The sequence below is a fragment of the Bacteroides sp. ZJ-18 genome (assembly GCF_011038705.2).
GTDB classification, from domain to species: Bacteria; Bacteroidota; Bacteroidia; order Bacteroidales; family Bacteroidaceae; genus Bacteroides; species Bacteroides hominis.
Window position 1 is genome coordinate 4355861 of the sequence record NZ_CP072198.1, and the last position, 18432, is coordinate 4374292.

At 40.4% G+C, this 18432-nt stretch carries 10 protein-coding genes and 4 pseudogenes; 5 read left to right on the plus strand and 9 right to left on the minus strand.

What is annotated here, in order from left to right; all coding sequences use genetic code 11:
- Window positions 1-12: 12 nt before the first annotated feature.
- The 5 genes from G7Y45_RS17630 to G7Y45_RS17650 form a co-directional block, all read right to left on the minus strand.
- Complete coding sequence (locus G7Y45_RS17630; RefSeq protein WP_165015574.1) at window positions 13-1881, minus strand: GH32 C-terminal domain-containing protein; 1869 nt, start codon at window positions 1879-1881, stop codon at window positions 13-15.
- Window positions 1882-2004: 123 nt separating this feature from the next.
- The gene (locus G7Y45_RS17635; RefSeq protein ID WP_165015571.1) at window positions 2005-4293 is read right to left on the minus strand and encodes a TonB-dependent receptor; all 2289 of its coding nucleotides are present in this window, start codon (window positions 4291-4293) and stop codon (window positions 2005-2007) included.
- Between the two features lie 249 nt (window positions 4294-4542).
- The gene (locus tag G7Y45_RS17640; protein WP_165015568.1) at window positions 4543-4899 is read right to left on the minus strand and encodes a helix-turn-helix transcriptional regulator; all 357 of its coding nucleotides are present in this window, start codon (window positions 4897-4899) and stop codon (window positions 4543-4545) included.
- Between the two features lie 147 nt (window positions 4900-5046).
- On the minus strand, window positions 5047-5820 hold the full coding sequence (locus tag G7Y45_RS17645; protein WP_033572500.1) for a BT1926 family outer membrane beta-barrel protein: 774 nt from the start codon (window positions 5818-5820) through the stop codon (window positions 5047-5049).
- A 47-nt stretch (window positions 5821-5867) separates the two neighbouring features.
- The gene (locus G7Y45_RS17650; RefSeq protein ID WP_165015565.1) at window positions 5868-7400 is read right to left on the minus strand and encodes a DUF4082 domain-containing protein; all 1533 of its coding nucleotides are present in this window, start codon (window positions 7398-7400) and stop codon (window positions 5868-5870) included.
- A gap of 978 nt (window positions 7401-8378) precedes the next feature.
- Between G7Y45_RS17650 and G7Y45_RS17655 the strand changes: the two genes are divergently transcribed.
- The 3 genes and pseudogenes from G7Y45_RS17655 to G7Y45_RS20175 form a co-directional block, all read left to right on the plus strand.
- Window positions 8379-8765: a phage integrase SAM-like domain-containing protein gene (locus G7Y45_RS17655; protein WP_241158977.1), complete on the plus strand. Its 387-nt coding sequence runs from the start codon at window positions 8379-8381 to the stop codon at window positions 8763-8765.
- Window positions 8766-8928: 163 nt separating this feature from the next.
- The gene (locus G7Y45_RS17660; protein WP_241158981.1) at window positions 8929-9681 is read left to right on the plus strand and encodes an exonuclease subunit SbcD; all 753 of its coding nucleotides are present in this window, start codon (window positions 8929-8931) and stop codon (window positions 9679-9681) included.
- Window positions 9682-9719: 38 nt separating this feature from the next.
- Window positions 9720-10505, plus strand: a pseudogene (locus G7Y45_RS20175) (PDDEXK nuclease domain-containing protein); the annotation flags it as partial.
- 340 nt (window positions 10506-10845) lie between these two features.
- On the opposite strand, the gene G7Y45_RS17675 reads toward G7Y45_RS20175, so the two are convergent.
- Window positions 10846-12810, minus strand: coding sequence for a radical SAM protein (locus G7Y45_RS17675; RefSeq protein ID WP_137569168.1), 1965 nt, complete (start codon window positions 12808-12810; stop codon window positions 10846-10848).
- An 80-nt stretch (window positions 12811-12890) separates the two neighbouring features.
- Window positions 12891-13084: pseudogene (locus tag G7Y45_RS20180) on the minus strand (tyrosine-type recombinase/integrase); the annotation flags it as partial.
- Window positions 13085-13218: 134 nt separating this feature from the next.
- On the opposite strand from G7Y45_RS20180, the pseudogene G7Y45_RS17680 reads away from it, so the two are divergent.
- A pseudogene (locus tag G7Y45_RS17680) lies at window positions 13219-14023 on the plus strand (DUF4099 domain-containing protein); the annotation flags it as partial.
- A 49-nt stretch (window positions 14024-14072) separates the two neighbouring features.
- Here G7Y45_RS17680 and G7Y45_RS17685 read toward each other — a convergent pair.
- Window positions 14073-14357, minus strand: a pseudogene (locus G7Y45_RS17685) (helix-turn-helix domain-containing protein).
- Window positions 14358-14367: 10 nt separating this feature from the next.
- Window positions 14368-15489 (minus strand): YhcG family protein, encoded by a 1122-nt coding sequence (locus G7Y45_RS17690; protein ID WP_032535642.1) that lies wholly within the window; start codon window positions 15487-15489, stop codon window positions 14368-14370.
- Between the two features lie 577 nt (window positions 15490-16066).
- Here G7Y45_RS17690 and G7Y45_RS17695 point away from each other — a divergent pair.
- A complete protein-coding gene (locus tag G7Y45_RS17695; protein WP_032529969.1) occupies window positions 16067-18379 on the plus strand; it encodes an ABC transporter permease in 2313 nt (770 codons plus the stop codon).
- The last annotated feature ends 53 nt before the right edge of the window (window positions 18380-18432 follow it).

Here is an 18432-nt window from a genome sequence, read left to right on the forward strand (position 1 = left end):
AGCAGATTTAAGCTACAGCCTGTACACCTTGCACTGGCTGACCTTGAAAGCTCCCCCACGGCTATAGAAACTCATCTGGTTATAGGGAGTTGTGGGGAATATCAGGTTTGTCATGGCAATCTTTCCACCGTTCAGAAAGATTTCCACCGAACATTTATCAACAAAGATATCCAGTTTATAGCTGTCGGCCTTCTTCACCGGAGCCCAGGTACCCAAGGCAAAATCGTCCACATAGTTGATGGAGTTCTGCTTCCGGCGGTCGTGTGCCTCGATGGCATGAGGGGCGCTGTCCTTTCCGAAATCTACAATGCCGCTCTTAGTGCGGTCCATCACCAGTTTCTTCTCCGGAAGGCTGATATAGATATCTACATTCTCCCCTTTCTCATTAAACAGTTTCAGTCCCATGATTTCCGCCGAACCGGCAGCCAATTCCAGCTCTATCTCGTAAGCTCCCCGGTTATCGGCCAGCAGTGAATCCACATGATAGGCGTCCGCCACCTCAAAGGCCGGGATCTCCCGCGACTCCTTACGCAGCGACTTCGTCTCTTCCACCGGAGCGGCAGCCATATAGATATCTCCATCCTGAGTATAAAGGCTCAGTTCGCGAGGCAACGCATTGGCACTACGGAACTGGCGGGTAGGCACAATATTGGCATACTGCCAGTTGCTCATCCAAGGCACGGCAATCGTACGGTCACCCGTATTTGAGAAGCAGACAGTCGCATAGTGATCTTTTCCCCAGTCGAGCCACTTCACCGTTTCCGGCTTATTGTCGCAAACAAATTTCTCGCCGTCAAAATCACCGATAAAGTACTGAGTGGCACTTCCACCGAAGTAGCATCCCGGATTCACGTTGACTATCAACGCCCATTTCTTATGATTCGGATCACCGTCCACCGGAAGTTCCACCATATCGGGACACTCGAACTGACTGGGCTGAACACCGTAGCCTTCGCCCCAACCGCTCATATACGTCCAGTCCTTCAAGTTCAGTGACGAATAGAAACGCATCTCTTTATCGGCCGATACCACCATCACCCACTTCTGATCCGGAGCATACCAGAACACTTTCGGATCGCGGAAGTCCTTCAATCCGTCAAACGGAGTCAGGATGGGGTTCTTTTCATATTTGGTAAACGTACGACCGTTATCGGTGCTGTAAGCCATACACTGTATCTGTCCGTTCTTGTCACTGGCCGAGGTATAGAAAGAAACGATGGTACCTGCGCCGTAACCGGCTGTATTGGCATCGTCCACCACCGAACTTCCGGAGAAGATATGCCCTAACGTATCGCGGGCAAGCGCCGGTTCCAGATGTTCCCAGTGTACCAGATCCTTACTTACCGAATGCCCCCAGTGCATGTTGCCCCACATAGAGCCGTAAGGGTTATACTGATAGAACAGATGGTATTCGCCATCCTTGTATACCAGCCCGTTGGCATCATTCATCCATCCGTAAAGCGGAGTATGATGATAGACAGGACGGTATTTGTCCGTATTGGCGGTATCAAACGTATCCGAGAGTTTGAGCTCTTTCCAGCACAAGGCATCTTTCGGTAAGTGGCGGATGCGCACAGCTACTTTTTTCTCTCCTTCAGGTAAGGCGTAAGGGACGAAATAGTCCACCTTCGCCCTCGACAGGCGCACGTCCATCTCTACCGGAACCGAATCTGACGCAATGCAAACCTGCGCTTCGGGAGTCTGTTCTTCGATGGGCAAAAGTAAATATCGGGTAGGATTTGTAATATGAATTACGGTAAGGCTGTCGCCTTCTTGTTCAAATGTCATTTCAGATTGTGAGCTCTGGCAAGACGAAATTCCGAGTAAAACAGCCAAAGTGCCGATCACTCTTCTACTTACATTCATAAAAGTTGTTTTCATGATAACAGGATGTTTTTTATTAGTAATGCAATAGCTGTGTTTACGATGGCAAAGATAGCGGAGTTATCTGCCACCGGCTATTATTTTTGTTTCAAATAGTATAACGATTGATACCAAACCGCGTCAGAAACGAATGCTGGCAGCAAATTCCACGGTAAACGGACGAATATAGCTGCCTGCCATCCAATGACCGTTATAGGATGCCGCGTCTTTTTTGTCCACCAGTTCGGCACCGGCAATACTTCCTTTGGCTCCGGTCTGATTGAGGAAATTAACGACTGTGGCACTCAATGCAAGATGTTTGTTCACCGTCCAGTTGACACCACCGAAAGTTTCCCAACGCCCATTGAAGTAGTAAGCATTTTTAATGTTAGCGTACGTCTTGCTGAAATAGCGGAAGCTGGCCCAGACTCTGAGATCGTTCGTAATGTTGTAGCTGGGATCGAGTTCGACAAGCACTTTCGGAATCTCCGTCACAATATTTCCCGTGGCATTGATTTCACCTATCGTACCGTCCTTGAAAGTCACACTCGTTTCATATTTCTTGTAAGTCGGGCTTTGGTAGGTAAACAGGAAATGGAAGTTGAAGCCTTTGAACGGTTTGATCACTGCATCCGTCGTCCAGCCGATGGTCTTGATGTCATAACTCAACGGAGCGGCAAGAATCTCGGTCCGGTCATTCGGGTTAATCAGATTGAGCGTCGAGTTATTGTTTGTTTTCGAAATGTAGGAAAACAGAGAAGTCAGGCTGATCCAGTTCGTGTTATAATAGACCCCGGCACGTCCCAGGGGAACGGATATTTTATCGGTATTGGGCATAGTGGCAGGTGAAAAGTTCGACAAACCGGGACGTTGTGTATTGTAAGTAAAGTCGGCGGTGAAACCGAACTCCCGGGTCAGTTTATAGGTAGCGGCGGCAGTGAATGCCATGTTCATCCAGTCGTAATCGAAAGGGCGGGGTGTAATCCTGACTCCTTTATCGGATACGGCGCCCAGATAATAATCTGCGAAACGACCTACGGCATTTCCTTCTGCGTCATACACAGCCGCATTCTCTCCTTCCAGATGCTGCCATTCCAGACGTGCACCATAATATACATTCCATTGGGGAGAAATATCCCAGTCGTGGGTGGCATAAACAGCTAACTTGTTTTCGTGCCCTTTGTAGTATTCCGAAGCATTTTTATTGAAATCGTAGTACACGCCGTCCGTATTCCCCTCACGCACCAGACGCTCGGGATACTCTTCTACCGTATGGTCGTACATGGTTGTGTTCGAAGCATAATCCACTTTGTAGTGCCATTCGTTCACACCGAGCCTCCAGGTCATATTGCGATATTGGCGTGAAAGTTCGGAAGTGGCGAAGAACTCGTCAATCGTCCCCCGGTTAAAGCAAGACATGCGACTTTGCACATACCCTTCATACGGTTTCAACGTACCGTCCGTTCCTTTCAGAAAATAGCCGGCGGAGGCATCCTTCTGTTCCATAGCCATCGGGGTCTGATAGACATACGAACCCAAGGCATGATCATACTTCAGGTTAACCTTCCAGTTCAGACCGTTGTCCCAAGTATAGGTATTGAGCAAAGTCAACTGGTTTCCTTTATTCAGAGTGGCATCATAAAGATTGGTCTTTTTCAGCTCCCCCGTACGCATATCACGATAAACCATTTCTCCCGTGGCAGGCAGGTAAGAACTTGTTCCGAGGCTGAATCCCGGTATTTCTTTCACGCTGCCGTCTCCAACATAGATGAAAGGAGCGGAAGTCGTTTCATTACTCGGCCAACGGCTGTTGCTGTAATGATAGATGGCCGACAGCTGTCCGCGCCCTTCGCTATAATTCTTGGTCAAGGCCGCTTTATAGATTTGAGTGCGGTCCTGATTGGAAGTAAAGCGCAGTTTGAAACTGCCCGGGTCAAAGTTCTGGTAGACACTTCCACTGTAAAACCAGCCTTTCCCCATACCACCGCTGATATTGGCATCGAACTGCTGCTTGCCAAAGTGGTTGGTACTGTAATTGACGATTCCACAGAATTTCTCAGTCCCCAACTGAGTAAAAGAGTTTACGGCATAGCCGATATTTCCGGTAGTAATAGCGGTTTCGGAGATTTTTAGCAGTCCGACGTGTCCGAGACTGCTGTCTCCACGCCAGTGGGTATTTACGTTATGCGGATTAGAGGTATAGACTACAGGAAGTCCGTTTTCGAGTACGTTTACGTCTCCACCAGGCAGGCCGATAGAGATTTCGCGGGGACCATTGGCGCTCGAAGCGTTCAGCATAACGTTGCGATTGCCTTCTTCTTTCGATCCGGAAGGTGTCCGGGAAGATTCTTTCTTTTCTTGTGCGGTTGTGAAGCCGGCCATCAGGAAGCAAGCCAGCAACCAAACAGCCCTTTTTTTGTTCTTCATCATGGTACTTAAATTTTTTAGTTGATTGAGATTGTTTTGATGCCGCAAAGGAACGCGGAATCCCATTTCTCAACTAAAAGATTTGTTTCAAAGGCTGCTACTTTTGATTCACCGGCACATTACACATTAATTATCAATCGTTTACAAAAACAGAAAAAAGTCAGTTTACAGCAATAAATATGAGATGATACCATTCTTTCTTCAATTGATTTATAGAAAGAACAGATAAAAGAAGATATCAGATACGCAAAATCACTTTCCTTTTCCTTCCAGCAGATCTGCGATCTTCTGCTTCAGGTTCAGTTTCAACATTTCATCCTGTCGCAACTCGATCTCTAAAGTGACCTTTGCATTTCCCATTTTAAACGTCTCCTCTTCATCAACAGGGAGAGCAGCTCCTTTTTTTATGGAATATAGAACAGCAAAATCATAATCCAGTGCCAATGACAAACTATACAGCGTATCTGTATCAATGCTCTTTCGTGTCAGCAGATAGTCCACACTCTGTGGCCTCACCCCCAATCTACGAGCAAGTTCGGCTTTTGTCACCTGCCTTTCGGCCATGACCTGTTTTATCACTTCACCTATGTATACATTACTCTTCTTCATACTCTAAATACCATTCAGTCATCCAAAATGCCAATCACGTAAAAATCCCCGACAGCCGTCACGGACACCGGGGAGGTATAAATAAATGGACTTATTTATAAAATCACCCACCCGACCGATAACCTATCGGCCGGATGGAGATAGAGGTCAAAACTTAAATCCGATCTTCAATGTCGGAGCCGCCAAAACACTGTAGTTATGGCTGTCTGCCGACAGATCGCCAAGACCGGCTTGCGGATTATACGTAGTCTTGTTGTACGTATAAGCAAACGGATCGATTTGCGCACCGACGTAGAGGGCAGGAAGAACATAGTAATCGACACCGATAGTCAGGGCGCCACGAAGATTCCAGCTCTCGGCAACCGATTTGCCCATAGAGGTCTCTTCATCATACTTCATTTCATTTTCGCCGTAAGCAAAACCTACGCGAACGCCTGTATACCACATCAGGTTAGGAACACGCTTGATGTTGAAATAACGATCAACACCTGCCGACACATTATAGGCGAACGACTGAGCACTGGCTACAGCACGGTAGTTCGGGATTTCTCCCATATTCTCGTCTGCCGAGTTATCCTTATTCGAATCGTCTATCGTGCCGGGAACAGCCGGATAACCGGGGTTATTCGTGAAGCTGACACCGCCACCCAAATTTAGTTTCCACTGATCTTTGAAGAACCAGCCCCCTTCGAAACCAACCATCAGCTTTTTGTCTGCCCAGTTGGTTGAGAGCGCTCTGACTTCATAGTCAGTCAGCAGCCCCGAAGGGGCTGTGACATTTGTGTAACTATTGTATCCAACAGTAGCTGCTACCGTAAAGTCACCCTTTTTAGGAGTATTGTCTTTACTACAGTTCTGCGCATTAGCTGCAAGACACATCATGGGTAGAACGGCCAACACTAAAAGTCTTTTTATTTTCATACGATACTTTTTTTGATTTGTTGTTTATTTGCCGTTACTATTGGCGATTATTTCTGTGCTTCGATAGCAGCTTCAATCTGAGCCTTCCAGTTATTTACGATTGCAGTCTGAGCTTCAATCTTCGTCTTAATTGTTTCAAGCTCAGCTTTCTTGCTGGCAATGGCATCTTCTTTACTATTGATACTAGTTTTAAGCGTATTGATCGTCTGTTCACAACCAGCAATACTATATTTCAAGTTTTCAATAGCACTATCAACATCAAAGGCAGCATTTGCTAAACTATTAGCTGTTTCATATTCCGCCCAAGCTTTACTTGCAGTATCCAGAGCATCGTTATATTCTTTAAGAGCTGTTTCAAATGCTTCCGCAAGTGCTTTCTGATCTTCAATAGCTTTATCATAAGCCTTCAAGTCGTCACCAGCGAATGTTGCGATCAATGCGGCGAACTCTTTAACATCATCTTCAGCATCTTTTAAGTTAGTTTTAGCTGTTTCAATATCAGCTTTATATTGATCAACCACTCCCTGCCAATAATCTATATTATCTTGATTTACCGGCTCAGCCTTTTTGGCATTCTCTAAATTAGTTTCCGCAGTAGCTAAACTTGCATACAGTCCTGTTGCGGCAGTTTCCCCAGCCTTAGGAGCTCCCAAATAATCCTTCTGATTTTTAGCAGTATTATCCAATTGTTGCTTTTGACGTTCTACCTCAGATGCTACCAATGTATAATAAATAATGTTTCTATTAGCTGATAACTCTTTATATTCAAAGGTATAGACATACCAACCTTTAACTTGGAAAGTTTTTACACTGGCAACTGTCTTAATCGGATTTTCAACTTGATATTCTCCTCCTTGTCCTGTTGGATAATTATAAGCATCAAATCTTGGTGAAGATTCATAAAAAGCATCACTAGCATGTTCCTTAGCTGTCTCCTTTGGACCAACCAACGCATTCACTTTCTCCCACTCTTTATACAATGTGGTAGCCTTCTGTTCCAACTCTGTTTTATCAACCTTTTCATACTTCTCATACAGTCCGATCTGGAAATTATAGTTGGCTATAAATTTCTCCTGACGAGCGATATCAATATCTTTCTGAGTTTTAAAAGAAATTAATCCATCTTCCAAACTGGCAAGTGCTGTTGTAGCATTTAACTTTTGTGAGTTCAATCCATCAAGTTGACCAATTGCTCCCATATACTCTCCGTATAGTTCTCTCAATCGTTTATCAGCGAGATCCAACAATGCCTGCTGATCTTGAGCAGCCTGCAATTTTGCCGCAGCGATAGCCTTCTCCGCGTTAGCTTTGATCTGCTCAATCTTCACTGCAAATTTTTGTTTAGCCTCTTCAGTCATTTCTTTCTGATATTCAGCTTGTGCATTCTTCAATGCTGCCTCTGCTTCAGCAGTAACTTTAGTAGCTTCCGCCTGTGCATTGGCCAATGCAGCAAGGCCTTTCAATTGTTCTGCTTTTGCGTTACGCACCGCTGTTACCGATGCCGATTCGTCGTTGTCTACGCAAGCTCCCAGTGACAACGCACCCAGAAGCACTGCAACCATCATGAGTTTCTTTTTCATAATCTCAATTTTTAGTGTTAATAATATAATTAATTCAATATTAGTGTAATACCTTTATTTTTCTCTATTCTATCAAAATTGGCTATATTTGCCAATGGTTAACATACTTTTCAAAGAACCCTTTAATAATTGGGTATATTTAATTGTTCGAAGCAAATGTAGATATTATAATTATACTAAGCAAGAGTTAAGAGAAAAAAAATTAGAGTTTTTTGTATAAGTCTGAGTTTTAATGGAATCCAAGTAAAAAGAAAAAGCCTAAACAGCTTCTTCATACTCATATAATCATAAAACAAGGAAATATCCACGTAATATAGAACTGTGAAAAAAGCCCTCAACATAAAAGAAAATAAGGATATAATTATTTCACATATAATAATGTATACCATTATACACATGTCAAACGAACATCTTACAAGCCGCTAATATATAAGATGTTGTCACAAAAAGAATCTGCAATTCCCGGAGATATGGCCTTAGATTCACTTCCGGAGATAATAAAACAGACACCAACCGAATTGGATAACTCAAGTTTAGAAAGCGGATTTACACCGCTTGAACCGGTATCTTCACCCTTATGCCTTTCTTCATTAACATTGTTAACACCTTTTTCAGGCTTGTCTTATTCTTATGCGCCAATAACAAGTCTTTTGCATTTAAAGAACTTGTTATTCACATCTAAAGAACAAGCTTTAACTCTGTGTTAAAACAAAGCTTTTGAGGACAGAAATCTTACTGTTTAAAGATGTTGATTTTCAGATGGTTTAGTCTAAAATTCGCTTCTTCACCTCACGGATGGACTCTTCGGGCGAAAGCCGGGATACTTACTTCTTTGTCAACTATAAACAACGAGTTTCAGCATTGTGAAACAAAGTATTTTTAAAAGATGCGCAAAGATAACGCAATCACACTAAAAATCAAATAGTTATAAAACAGATTTTTTAGCGAAGTCGGACAAGAAAGCAAAGGAAAGCATATTTGGAAGGGAGTTACGTTACCAGTTTGTATCCTGTTAAAGCAAAAACGGTCAAAACGCAGGAAACACTTATCAGCTATTGCAACCGATACAACCACCAACTTGCAGCCAGAATCGGTGTAAACATAACATTGGAAAGTTATAAACGATACGGCGCATCATTCAACCACCTACGCCGTTTTCTACGAACAAAGTACAATCTGAGTGACATTTCGTTTCAAGCATTGGATTATTCTTTTGTCGAAGCCTTTGATTTCTACCTACGGGTACAATTGAAATTCAAGCCCAATACCATTGTAGGTATTTGGGGTAACTCAAAAGGCAGCGAGTTGCTCGCCACACCTTGCCCTTACAGGGAGCAATCGCCCTCCCAAGTCGGGCGATTGTAGAAATCAAGAATAGGATTACTAAATAAATATATGAGAAAACAATGTTACTAATCTGCATTTTCAATCTATTTGCAGTAGATGGAAATTATGGAAAGAGGAATGGAAAGATCTTAAAATAGATGAGATAAAAAAAGAATGGTATAAATAATAATAAATAAAAATAATTCATACTGCAGATTGGCATTTAGGGCAGACGTTTTTTGAATATGACCGTAAAGGTGAACATACTCTATTTTTGACGTGGTTTCGAGAGCAAGTGAAAGTTCACGAGGTGAATGTGTTGTTTATTGACGGAGATTTGTTTGATATCCCAAACCTATCGGCTGAATTACAACGGCAGTACTATACTTTTTTCAAAGAGGTGACGGCGAAGAATTTCGCTCTGCAAATCATCATTATTGCCGGAAATCATGACTCGGAAGCCCAGCTCGAAGCTCTCAATTCGCTTTTGGTATCGATGGATGTTACTGTGTGGGGGATTGTCAAGCGTACCGAAGAGGGTAATATTGATTTCGACCATTTGATTGTACCGCTCGGTAAAAGAGAGTATTGTTTGGTTGTACCCTATTTGCGACAAGAGGATTATCCCGAATCAGATGCCTATGCAGAAGGAGTGCAAGTGATGTATAGAGAACTTTTTGATACACTACCTATGCCGGACAAAAGTAAACTTTTCATTGTAATGTGGTATTTACAGGCTATGTGTTCGAAGATTTTGGAAAAGAACCGTGCCGAACGCACGATTATCGGAAGGTTAGAGTGTTTTTCGCCTGAAGTATTCGACGAAGAGATTGCATACACGGCACTCGGACACTTGCACTGTACCCAAAGGGTGTCGAGGCATGAGAATGTCCGATATGCAGGTGCTCCGTTACCGATGTTATTTGCCGAAAAAATAACAAAGAAAGTGTACTGAAAAAAATATAATAGATTAGTATTGAAAGAATTCATGATATGGCAAAAGAAATAATAATAAATGATAGCGAGTACGCTCAAATATTACAGCTGGCAGTCTCTGAAATTCAGACCGCTCGCACTATCATTGCCCGGCAAGTAAACACTTCCGTCAATTCTGTATATTGGAATATCGGAAAGTTGCTCTTTGATAGAAATTTAGAGAGTGGATATGGTAGTGGCGTAGTTAAACGATTATCAGTGGATTTGAAAGAACAGTTTCCGGATATGGGATTGTCTCCTCGTAATCTATGGGATATGAAGCGTTTTTATGAAAGATATAAAACTTGTGATTCAAAACTGCGACAAGCTGTCGCAGTTTTACCTTAGGGACATAATTTATTATTGATAAACAAGATAGATGACAATAATGCTGTGAAATTTTATGCAGAAGAGTGCTTGCAGAAAGGTTGGTCGAGAGATATGTTACTCAATGCAATAAAGATGAATACTTACGCAGCTCATCAGACACAAATCAAAACGAATAATTTTGATTCGGTCTTACCTGTAGCACAAGCAGACTATGCGAATGAGGTCTTTAAAAGTTCATACAACTTGGGGTTTCTTGGGATAACAGAACCGGTTAAAGAGCTGGAATTGGAGAAGCGGCTGGTTGCTAAAATCAGATCGTTTATACTGGAGTTAGGTAAGGGATTTTCTTTTATTGGAAACCAATACCGTCTGGAGTATAACAACAAGGAATATGCGGTGGATATGCTATTCTTTCACAGGGGTTTGCGGTCACTTGTTGCCATCGAATTGAAGATCGGTGCTTTTAAGGCAGAATAAAATGTTCCTCTTTCTTCACAATAGTCGTAAGCAATCTAATATTTTATTTATCAATAAAATAATCTTAATTAATCCTTTATTTTTCTGAACACAAAGATAGATTCCAAAAATAAAACGGCAACACCAAGCCCTACGGGTTCTGATAAATTTCTTCCTTTTTCGTTCCTTAAAAGAGTAAATTTATCAAAAGAGCTACTTTATTTATTCTCTCCATATAGTTAATGCTTATCAGAGAAAAAAAGGAAAAAATATGTTGGTTACATTAGGGTACTATAGTAGTCAATTCTTCTTGCTTTAGGTACTATTTTCTCAGCCAATTCGTTTTAGTGATAACCTCCTATTTTTTCGTAGATTGAACATACTGGTTAACTAATGCTATCATTTCATTTTTTACGTCTTTGATAAAAACGGACTCACTCATTGATTTCAATTCATCAAGCGTTACCCATTTGACTTCTGTGTGATTTATAGATTTAGGTTCACCACTTTTATACATACATAAAAAGAATACTCCTTGAATTGGTGATTGTTTATTCGGTGATATATAATAGAATCGATGGATTTTGTTAATAACTTCAACATCAAGCCCCATCTCTATTTTAAAATGCCTTTTTACGCCATCATTAAATAATTCACCGGGTCTTAATTGTCCTCCACAACCTTCGTATTTATCAGGAAATAAATCTCTATCTGGACTTCTTCGAGCTATCAATATGGAAATTATTTCATTCTCTTGTTTAATACAAAGTCCTGCAACATGCACCTCTACTAAATGTTTATAATCTTCTCTATTTATCAACAATGAAGTGCTATTTTTATCATTAAAATCAATACAATTTTTATGAAAATCGCCACTACTGTCTATTGAGAAAATATTTTGTCTACTTGGACATATAGTATCTTCGCAGATAGGAATAATCAATTCAATATTTTTAATAAATGAAACATCTCCAAAATCCCCATTAATTATTTTCTGATATGTTTTTAATAAATCTGTTTTTGAATTATTCCTTGTTCTTATTGGATATGAAATAGTAATATCCTCAAATTTTTTATCTCGCCAAAAATCGATGAATTTTTTTGTATTGGAAAGAAAGTAAGAATCTCCAATGACATTAATATTAAATCGAATATTTAATGATTGACATTTTGATAAAAATTCAACTACCTTGTCAAATGCATTGTTGTTTTTTTCTATGTGTTTAGTTTTACAATAATTATCATTCTTATATCCTTCCAAGCTAACAACAAACTTATCAAACTTACTAAATTGATTTATTTTATCAATTAAAGCAATTTGATTATGATAATAAATCCCATTAGTGCATATGGAAAATTTCATTACTGGAGATTCGTTTATTTTTTCTACTATATCAAATAAATTACTAATAAGGAAAGGTTCTCCTCCTGATAATACCATTTTTTCTACTTGATATTTACTTATATTATTGTAAATTTTATCATAATCAACATTTATATTTATGGGATTTGTATCAACCTCTATGTCAATAAAACAATGGCGACAATGTGTAGAACAATGATGTGTCATTCTCCAACAGACTGTTTTAGTCTTGTCATTAAATCTACATAATCTAATATTTGAAGTTGGATAATTAGTCTTTTTGTATAGCATAATTAATTTATTGTAAACGTATTTCAAATCTTTATATACGCTTAAATTTTCAAACTCGTCAATATCTTTAAATATTAACTTAGGATTTTTTTGCAGATTCTTTAATTTGAAAGCATAATACATGGAAATATGATATTTTTCTTTTGATGTTTTATTATCTCCAAATTCTTGTATCATAAAAAAAGGAGGAGGCGTGATATTATGATTCAAATATTCTCTGAAGAATTTTTTTTCTTCATCTGTCTTCAATAAATCCTTAAGTAAATATTCTCTATTATTTCCAGAATAAGATAGGTCAATCAATTCAATATCTATATCTTCCAGCCCTGTTTCTTTTCGTATTGTTTCAATCATTTTTTTAAATGGTGTTTCCAAGGACATATTTAGCATTGGCTTATTCGTTCTATAATAAGAACCAGGCTGCATATGTAAACCGTTATTGTTTTTTATCAATAACATCTTGTTATTTTCATCAATAATTATTGCAGATACAGCAAATACCCCCTTTGGATGTAAAATATGTAGTCTAAAAATAGTATAATACGCCGAACATATAATAAATATAAATATACCTGTTAGTATGTATATACTACCACAGTCATTTGCGATAGCGTAAAGGAGATTACCTATGCTAAAGATTACTGGTATCCAATCTAGTATCAATTTCATATTATATTAATAGATGAGGTTTAACTTGTTTATATAGACAAAAATATGAATATTTATTTATATTTGCATCTTTTGAAATGTTATTGTTTAGCCAAGCTATACTTTTTTTCAATCCGCTCCGCAAGGTTAGTCATATCCTCATTAATTTTGGTACGGGTTATATCCGCATAGATTTGAGTAGTGGAAATGCTTCGATGTCCTAATGTTTGGCTTATCGTTTCTATTGGAACACCCATTGAAAGCCAAGAGTTGCATAGCTATGTCTTGCCTTGTGATAGGTTAGCCGCTTCTCGACATTGGCTGTTTTGGCTATCTTTTTCAACTGAATATCAGCATTTTCTATTGTGCACAACCTAAAGACCTTTCCATCAAGCCCGGCAAAAGCCGTATTCCGGTATTTCTCAATAAGTAGTCCAGATCCGAAAAGGGGAAGATCCCGAAGTGGAAGGCAAAAAACTGGTGAAGAACAGCGAACTCAACGATGAAAGGCGTATCGCCAAACTTGCCCGCCGGTATAAGTTCGACGAACACCAGCTTCCGTGGAAAGAACTCGCCGTATTGGGAATTGACAAGCAACTCTTGTTCGACAACCATTGCATGGGTGAGATACTGAAAGGAAGGATTACCTCAATGGCTTTCCCCATCAGCAAGGAAGTGAACGGTGAAAAGAAGGATATGGAGGAAGCCTGTTTCCTCTGCATCAAGGGCGAGGATGGCAAGGTGCAACTGAAAAACCCTAAGCAGGCTCGACAAACCGCAGTATGACCTACCTGCCTATAAGGGAATATTCACGGACGAGGAAAAGCTGTCGCTTAAAGACACTGGAACTTTGGGGGCAGTCAAGGAGATGAAGGACACCCATACAGGAACGGTCTGCAACTGTTATGTATCTTTCCATGAACCGAGCAACCGTATCATTACCATGCCGGTGGATGCTATCAAGATACCCGATTACATATACAGTAAAAGACTGGATGACAAACAGAAGCAAATCCTTGCATCAGGAGACCGGCTTCCCATCAACGACATACAACGCAAAAACGACACACTGCTTTCCGGGGTTGCTTTCGTCGATCCGAGAATAATGGACATCGCATTCAAGCAGTCCGGCGAACAGCTGAAAGTCAACGACACTATCATGGGTACCAAAATCACGCCTGAACAGAAGAAGATGCTCCAGAACCATGAAATGGTCTTCTTCCAATTCATGAAGCCTTGCAATAATGGCATCTATATTCATTACATCCATATATGTTATGGTTTTAATCCAAGACTTTTTGAGCGACCTTTATTGCTTCTTTTTTCAAATTATCATTGTCCTCTTCAATAGCGTCAAGTACTTTGTCTGCAAGCCATAGCGTTAAGAGTTCCTTTTCATCAACCTTAAATTGTTTGGCAAGGGTAATTACCTACTCACGTTTTGCTCTTCTATCGCCACGTTCAATTTTGCTAAACATAGGAGTGTCTATTTCAAGAATAGCCGCTAATTGCCGTTGAAGCAATCCTTGTTCCTCTCTTAATTCTTTTATTCTCTTTCCTAATAACATATGTAATGAATTAAAGAAGTTTTTCTAATTCTTCTACAGGAGGGAGCAGTCTCTTTAGACGCTCATCCATATCGGCAGTAGTCTTATATGTCGCCACACCCATAGGCTTGTCATAGTCTTGGATTACATACTCAACAAATTTCTTATTGGCACTCTTGCAAAGAATGATTCCTATAGACGGATTCTCATTAGGCTTGCGTACTTCATCATCCAAAATACGCAGATATGCCGCCAATTGACCTAAATACGAGGTCTTGAACGGACCATCTTTCAATTCCACACAAACAAGAGCAGCCAACTCTCTATTGAAGAATAGCAAGTCCGGAAACTCCTCTACACCGAATTTTTCCAAATGATATTGGTTGCCTACAAATGTAAAATCCTTGCCGAATGTCATAATAAACTCTTTCACATTCTGCACTATGCTTTGTTCGATTACCCGTTCATCTCTATCCTTGTCCCTAACAAACAACTCTTCGGTGTTGATAAAGTCAAGCAGATATTCATCTTTGAACATCGTGATTGCACGATATGCCTGTAGCTGACCAGGGATTGTTTTCTTGAAATTATTTGTCAACTCACCTTGATGACTATACAAATCGTCATTTATCATTCGTTCCAAATCCTCTACCTTTGCTTTTGTGTCAGCTGCGAATTGAATGTAGAATTTTCGTTGCTCTGTATCCTTGACTTTGCTGATGATAACATAATGGTGGGTAAAACCAATGTTCATAAATGCTGCAATCGGGAAATTTGCATCTATCTTAAACTGCACTGTAGGCAATTCATTCGTTCCAACGAACGAATTATGCTTTTCGCTTATTAAATTGTTCGTTTCAACGAACGAATTGTCCGAAAGCATCTGCCACTCCTCATAGAATGTACGCATCTTTCGTAAGCTTGCTGCGGAAAAGCCTCTTAACCCGGGTAATTCTTTACGAAGTTGTTCGCTGATTGCTTCAATGAATCCCTTGCCCCAATTCTTATTGCGGGTATTCACAGAGACAAATCGTCCAATGCCGTAGTAAAGTGCTAATTGTTCTTGGTTAATTATAGCCAAGGCTCGTTGTTGGCTTTGCAAAATCGCACCTTTAATTGCTTGAACAGCATTGGTGAGTTCTGTATATTTCATTGTATTAATAATATTGCTCATTTTAATATCAAATTATTGTATATATCTTGAATAGTCAATATTTGACAACAAATTTAGTAAAAAGATTCTATAAGCAACCTTAGTTGTCCATTATTTTTTCTCCTAACCCAATAAATAGACTACTACCTTTTTCTTTCCGTTGGCATAAACTATTCAAAACCTTTAGCCTTATTTTGCTTGCCTCGTATGTTTTTAAGCCTAACCCCATTGATATACAAAATGATGCAGAACGATGAAACGTAATGCCACAAAGAAAAATCAGACTCTGTCATCGGGTAATGATTTGAAAACTGTCCGCCTTCATTCCCTTGCTTTATTGCCATTGTTCCTATTTCCGAGCTTCTCTGTTTAATGCGTTATAAATCAGTTCTTAAAGCATGTATTCACTTTTTTTGCTACGGGAGGGGCAGCCGGATGTAATTGTGCGATAGTGAACCTCATTTGTGCGTGTTCGCACAAATGCAAGAGAGCGTTCGGGAATATATTGTATTATATAATAGCTATTTAGCTATATGGCATGATTCTTGCAAGTATAAAGAAAAAACAGTAATAGAACATGATTAAGCATTACTTGAAAGTAGCATTACGCAATCTAATGAACTTTAAAGTTCATAGTCTTATTTCGGCTGTTTGTTTAGCGATAGGCATCACCTGCTTTTGTATGATGAATCATTTTATTGATGCCGTATCCGGTAAGATTGAACTGTCCGATGATAATGAATACAGCATCCGGTTGCTCGGAACATCTTCCCAGACAGCCGCCGATATCTATTTGTTTAAGGAGGATTTTGATTATCTGAAAGAGTTGCCGATAGCGGGCATAGATACCCTTGTGGCTTCTTCCTCTTATAGCAATGGAAAAGAAATTACGGCCATCGACAAAAAACAACGGGAACTGCCGTTTCTGGTGTCGTTCAAAGATGTATCATCTAATTATTTCACTTATAATTCGCTCCAATTGAAGTATGGCAATCAAGAGATAACAGCTCCCAACGAGGTGATCGTTTCCGAATCGTTTGCCCGGAAAGCATTTGGACAAGAAGATCCGATAGGTCAGGTCATCCGTCAGGAGACAGAGGCTAACGACTCGTCTGATCTTGTGGTGTATAAAATTGTCAATGTTGCTTTGACAGAAGAAAAAGATCATCGTGGAAAAACAATCGATTGTTATTTTCCCCTGTCCGCAAAGTCCCGTACTCCACTCAGTATCAGATCACGTCTCACCGGACAAACCACGACGGAAAGCCTGAATAAACAGTTAAAGAACCTGACCTGGAAGCATGGAGACCAGGATATCTATTTATATGCTTTCCTGGAGTCGGAACAGAATGACAGCGTCCAAAGAACGATAAGTATTCTGCTCGCCCGGTTTATAGCTTCGCTGATTTTATTGTCGGGTTTGATCAATTTTCTGAAGTTCATTATCCAGATGTTCTATAACCGGCAACGAGAACTGGTGCTTCGCAAATGTATCGGTTCGGACATCAAAGGATTGTTTGCCCTGCTTTTCGCCGAGATCTTCTGGATGCTATCTGTCGCTTTCTTTCTGTCATTGGCCGTGACGGAAATCACCCTCTCTCTGGCATATACATACATCCGTCCGGAAGACATGATCTCATTCTCCTTGGTAGATCTATATGGTTCACAATTAGGCTTGTATCTCGTTTTGCTGTTGATCTGCATGCTCGCCATTCTTTATCCTATCTATCGGTTACGCCGGTTGAGTGTCCTCCATTCGGTCGTGCAGAGACAGAAGCGGCACGTGTTCCGCAATTTCATGATTGCTTTACAATTGGCGATCTCCATCCTTTTCACAGGCGGTGTATTTGGCATAACGCTTTTGTTCGATGAGATGTTTGAAGGAATGTACCATCCTTTGAGCACGGAAGAAGAGAACCGGGTGATTTCAATATCGGTCAATACCATACGCATGCAGAAAAACATGGATGCCATTCTTTCGGATATCCAGTCCTTACCCGAGATAACCGATCGGACATCCGCTTTCAATACTTTCGATGCCGATGTTTATACCTACATGACCTACATGAAAAACGGAAAGCCGAGAGGAAGTGTGCTGATGAACGAAGCAGAACCCCATTATTTTGAGTTCTTCAAGATCCCGTTCTCCGGAAAATTGGTGGATAAGGATGCTCAAGACTTTGTTTATATAAGCGAACAGTTTAAAGAACAATTGCAAAAGGATAGTATAGAAGGTAGTGTCACGTTGGATGGCAAAGAATACCAGATTGCCGGAACTTACCGCGCACTGAACAAGGAAAATGCTCAGAACAGGGCAGTCGGTTCTGTCTTTTTAGTTAATCCGCAAGCTTATACCTATTACTTCAAAACCCTCCATTCGGATATTACTCCGGTCGCCCTGGAAAAAATAACAGAGATCTGCCGGCGTTATGTACCTGAGACATTGCCTCTTGATATTCGTAATATGGGTGATTCCAAACAGTCCGTTATGGGAACTGTAGCACTCTTGCAGACAGCATCCCTGTTGTTGGCAATAGTCAGTATCCTCTTGTTGATATTAAGTATTTATTCCGGAATCTCCATGGATGTGGTAAACCGTCAAAAGGAAGTAGCCATCCGAAAAATAAACGGAGCTACCCCGAAAGTGATTGCCCTGTTATTCGGCAAAATCTATCTGATCATTTACCTCTCTGTCTTCGTAATTATCTATCCGTTAGTACGATTGGTATTGATAGGGATCGCGCAAAAAAGTAGTTTGAAAAGCATATATAGTTGGAATTGGGGAATCTTGTTGTTCTTCACGATGGCCCTTTTGATCTTCTTGGTTACGGCATACAAGATTTATAAAATAATGCACCTGAATCCGGCAAGTGTTTTGAAAAAGGAATAAAAACGCCCTCTATTGCGTCTGCCTGTTATGAGGGCGTGTCCAACTAAAGTGAA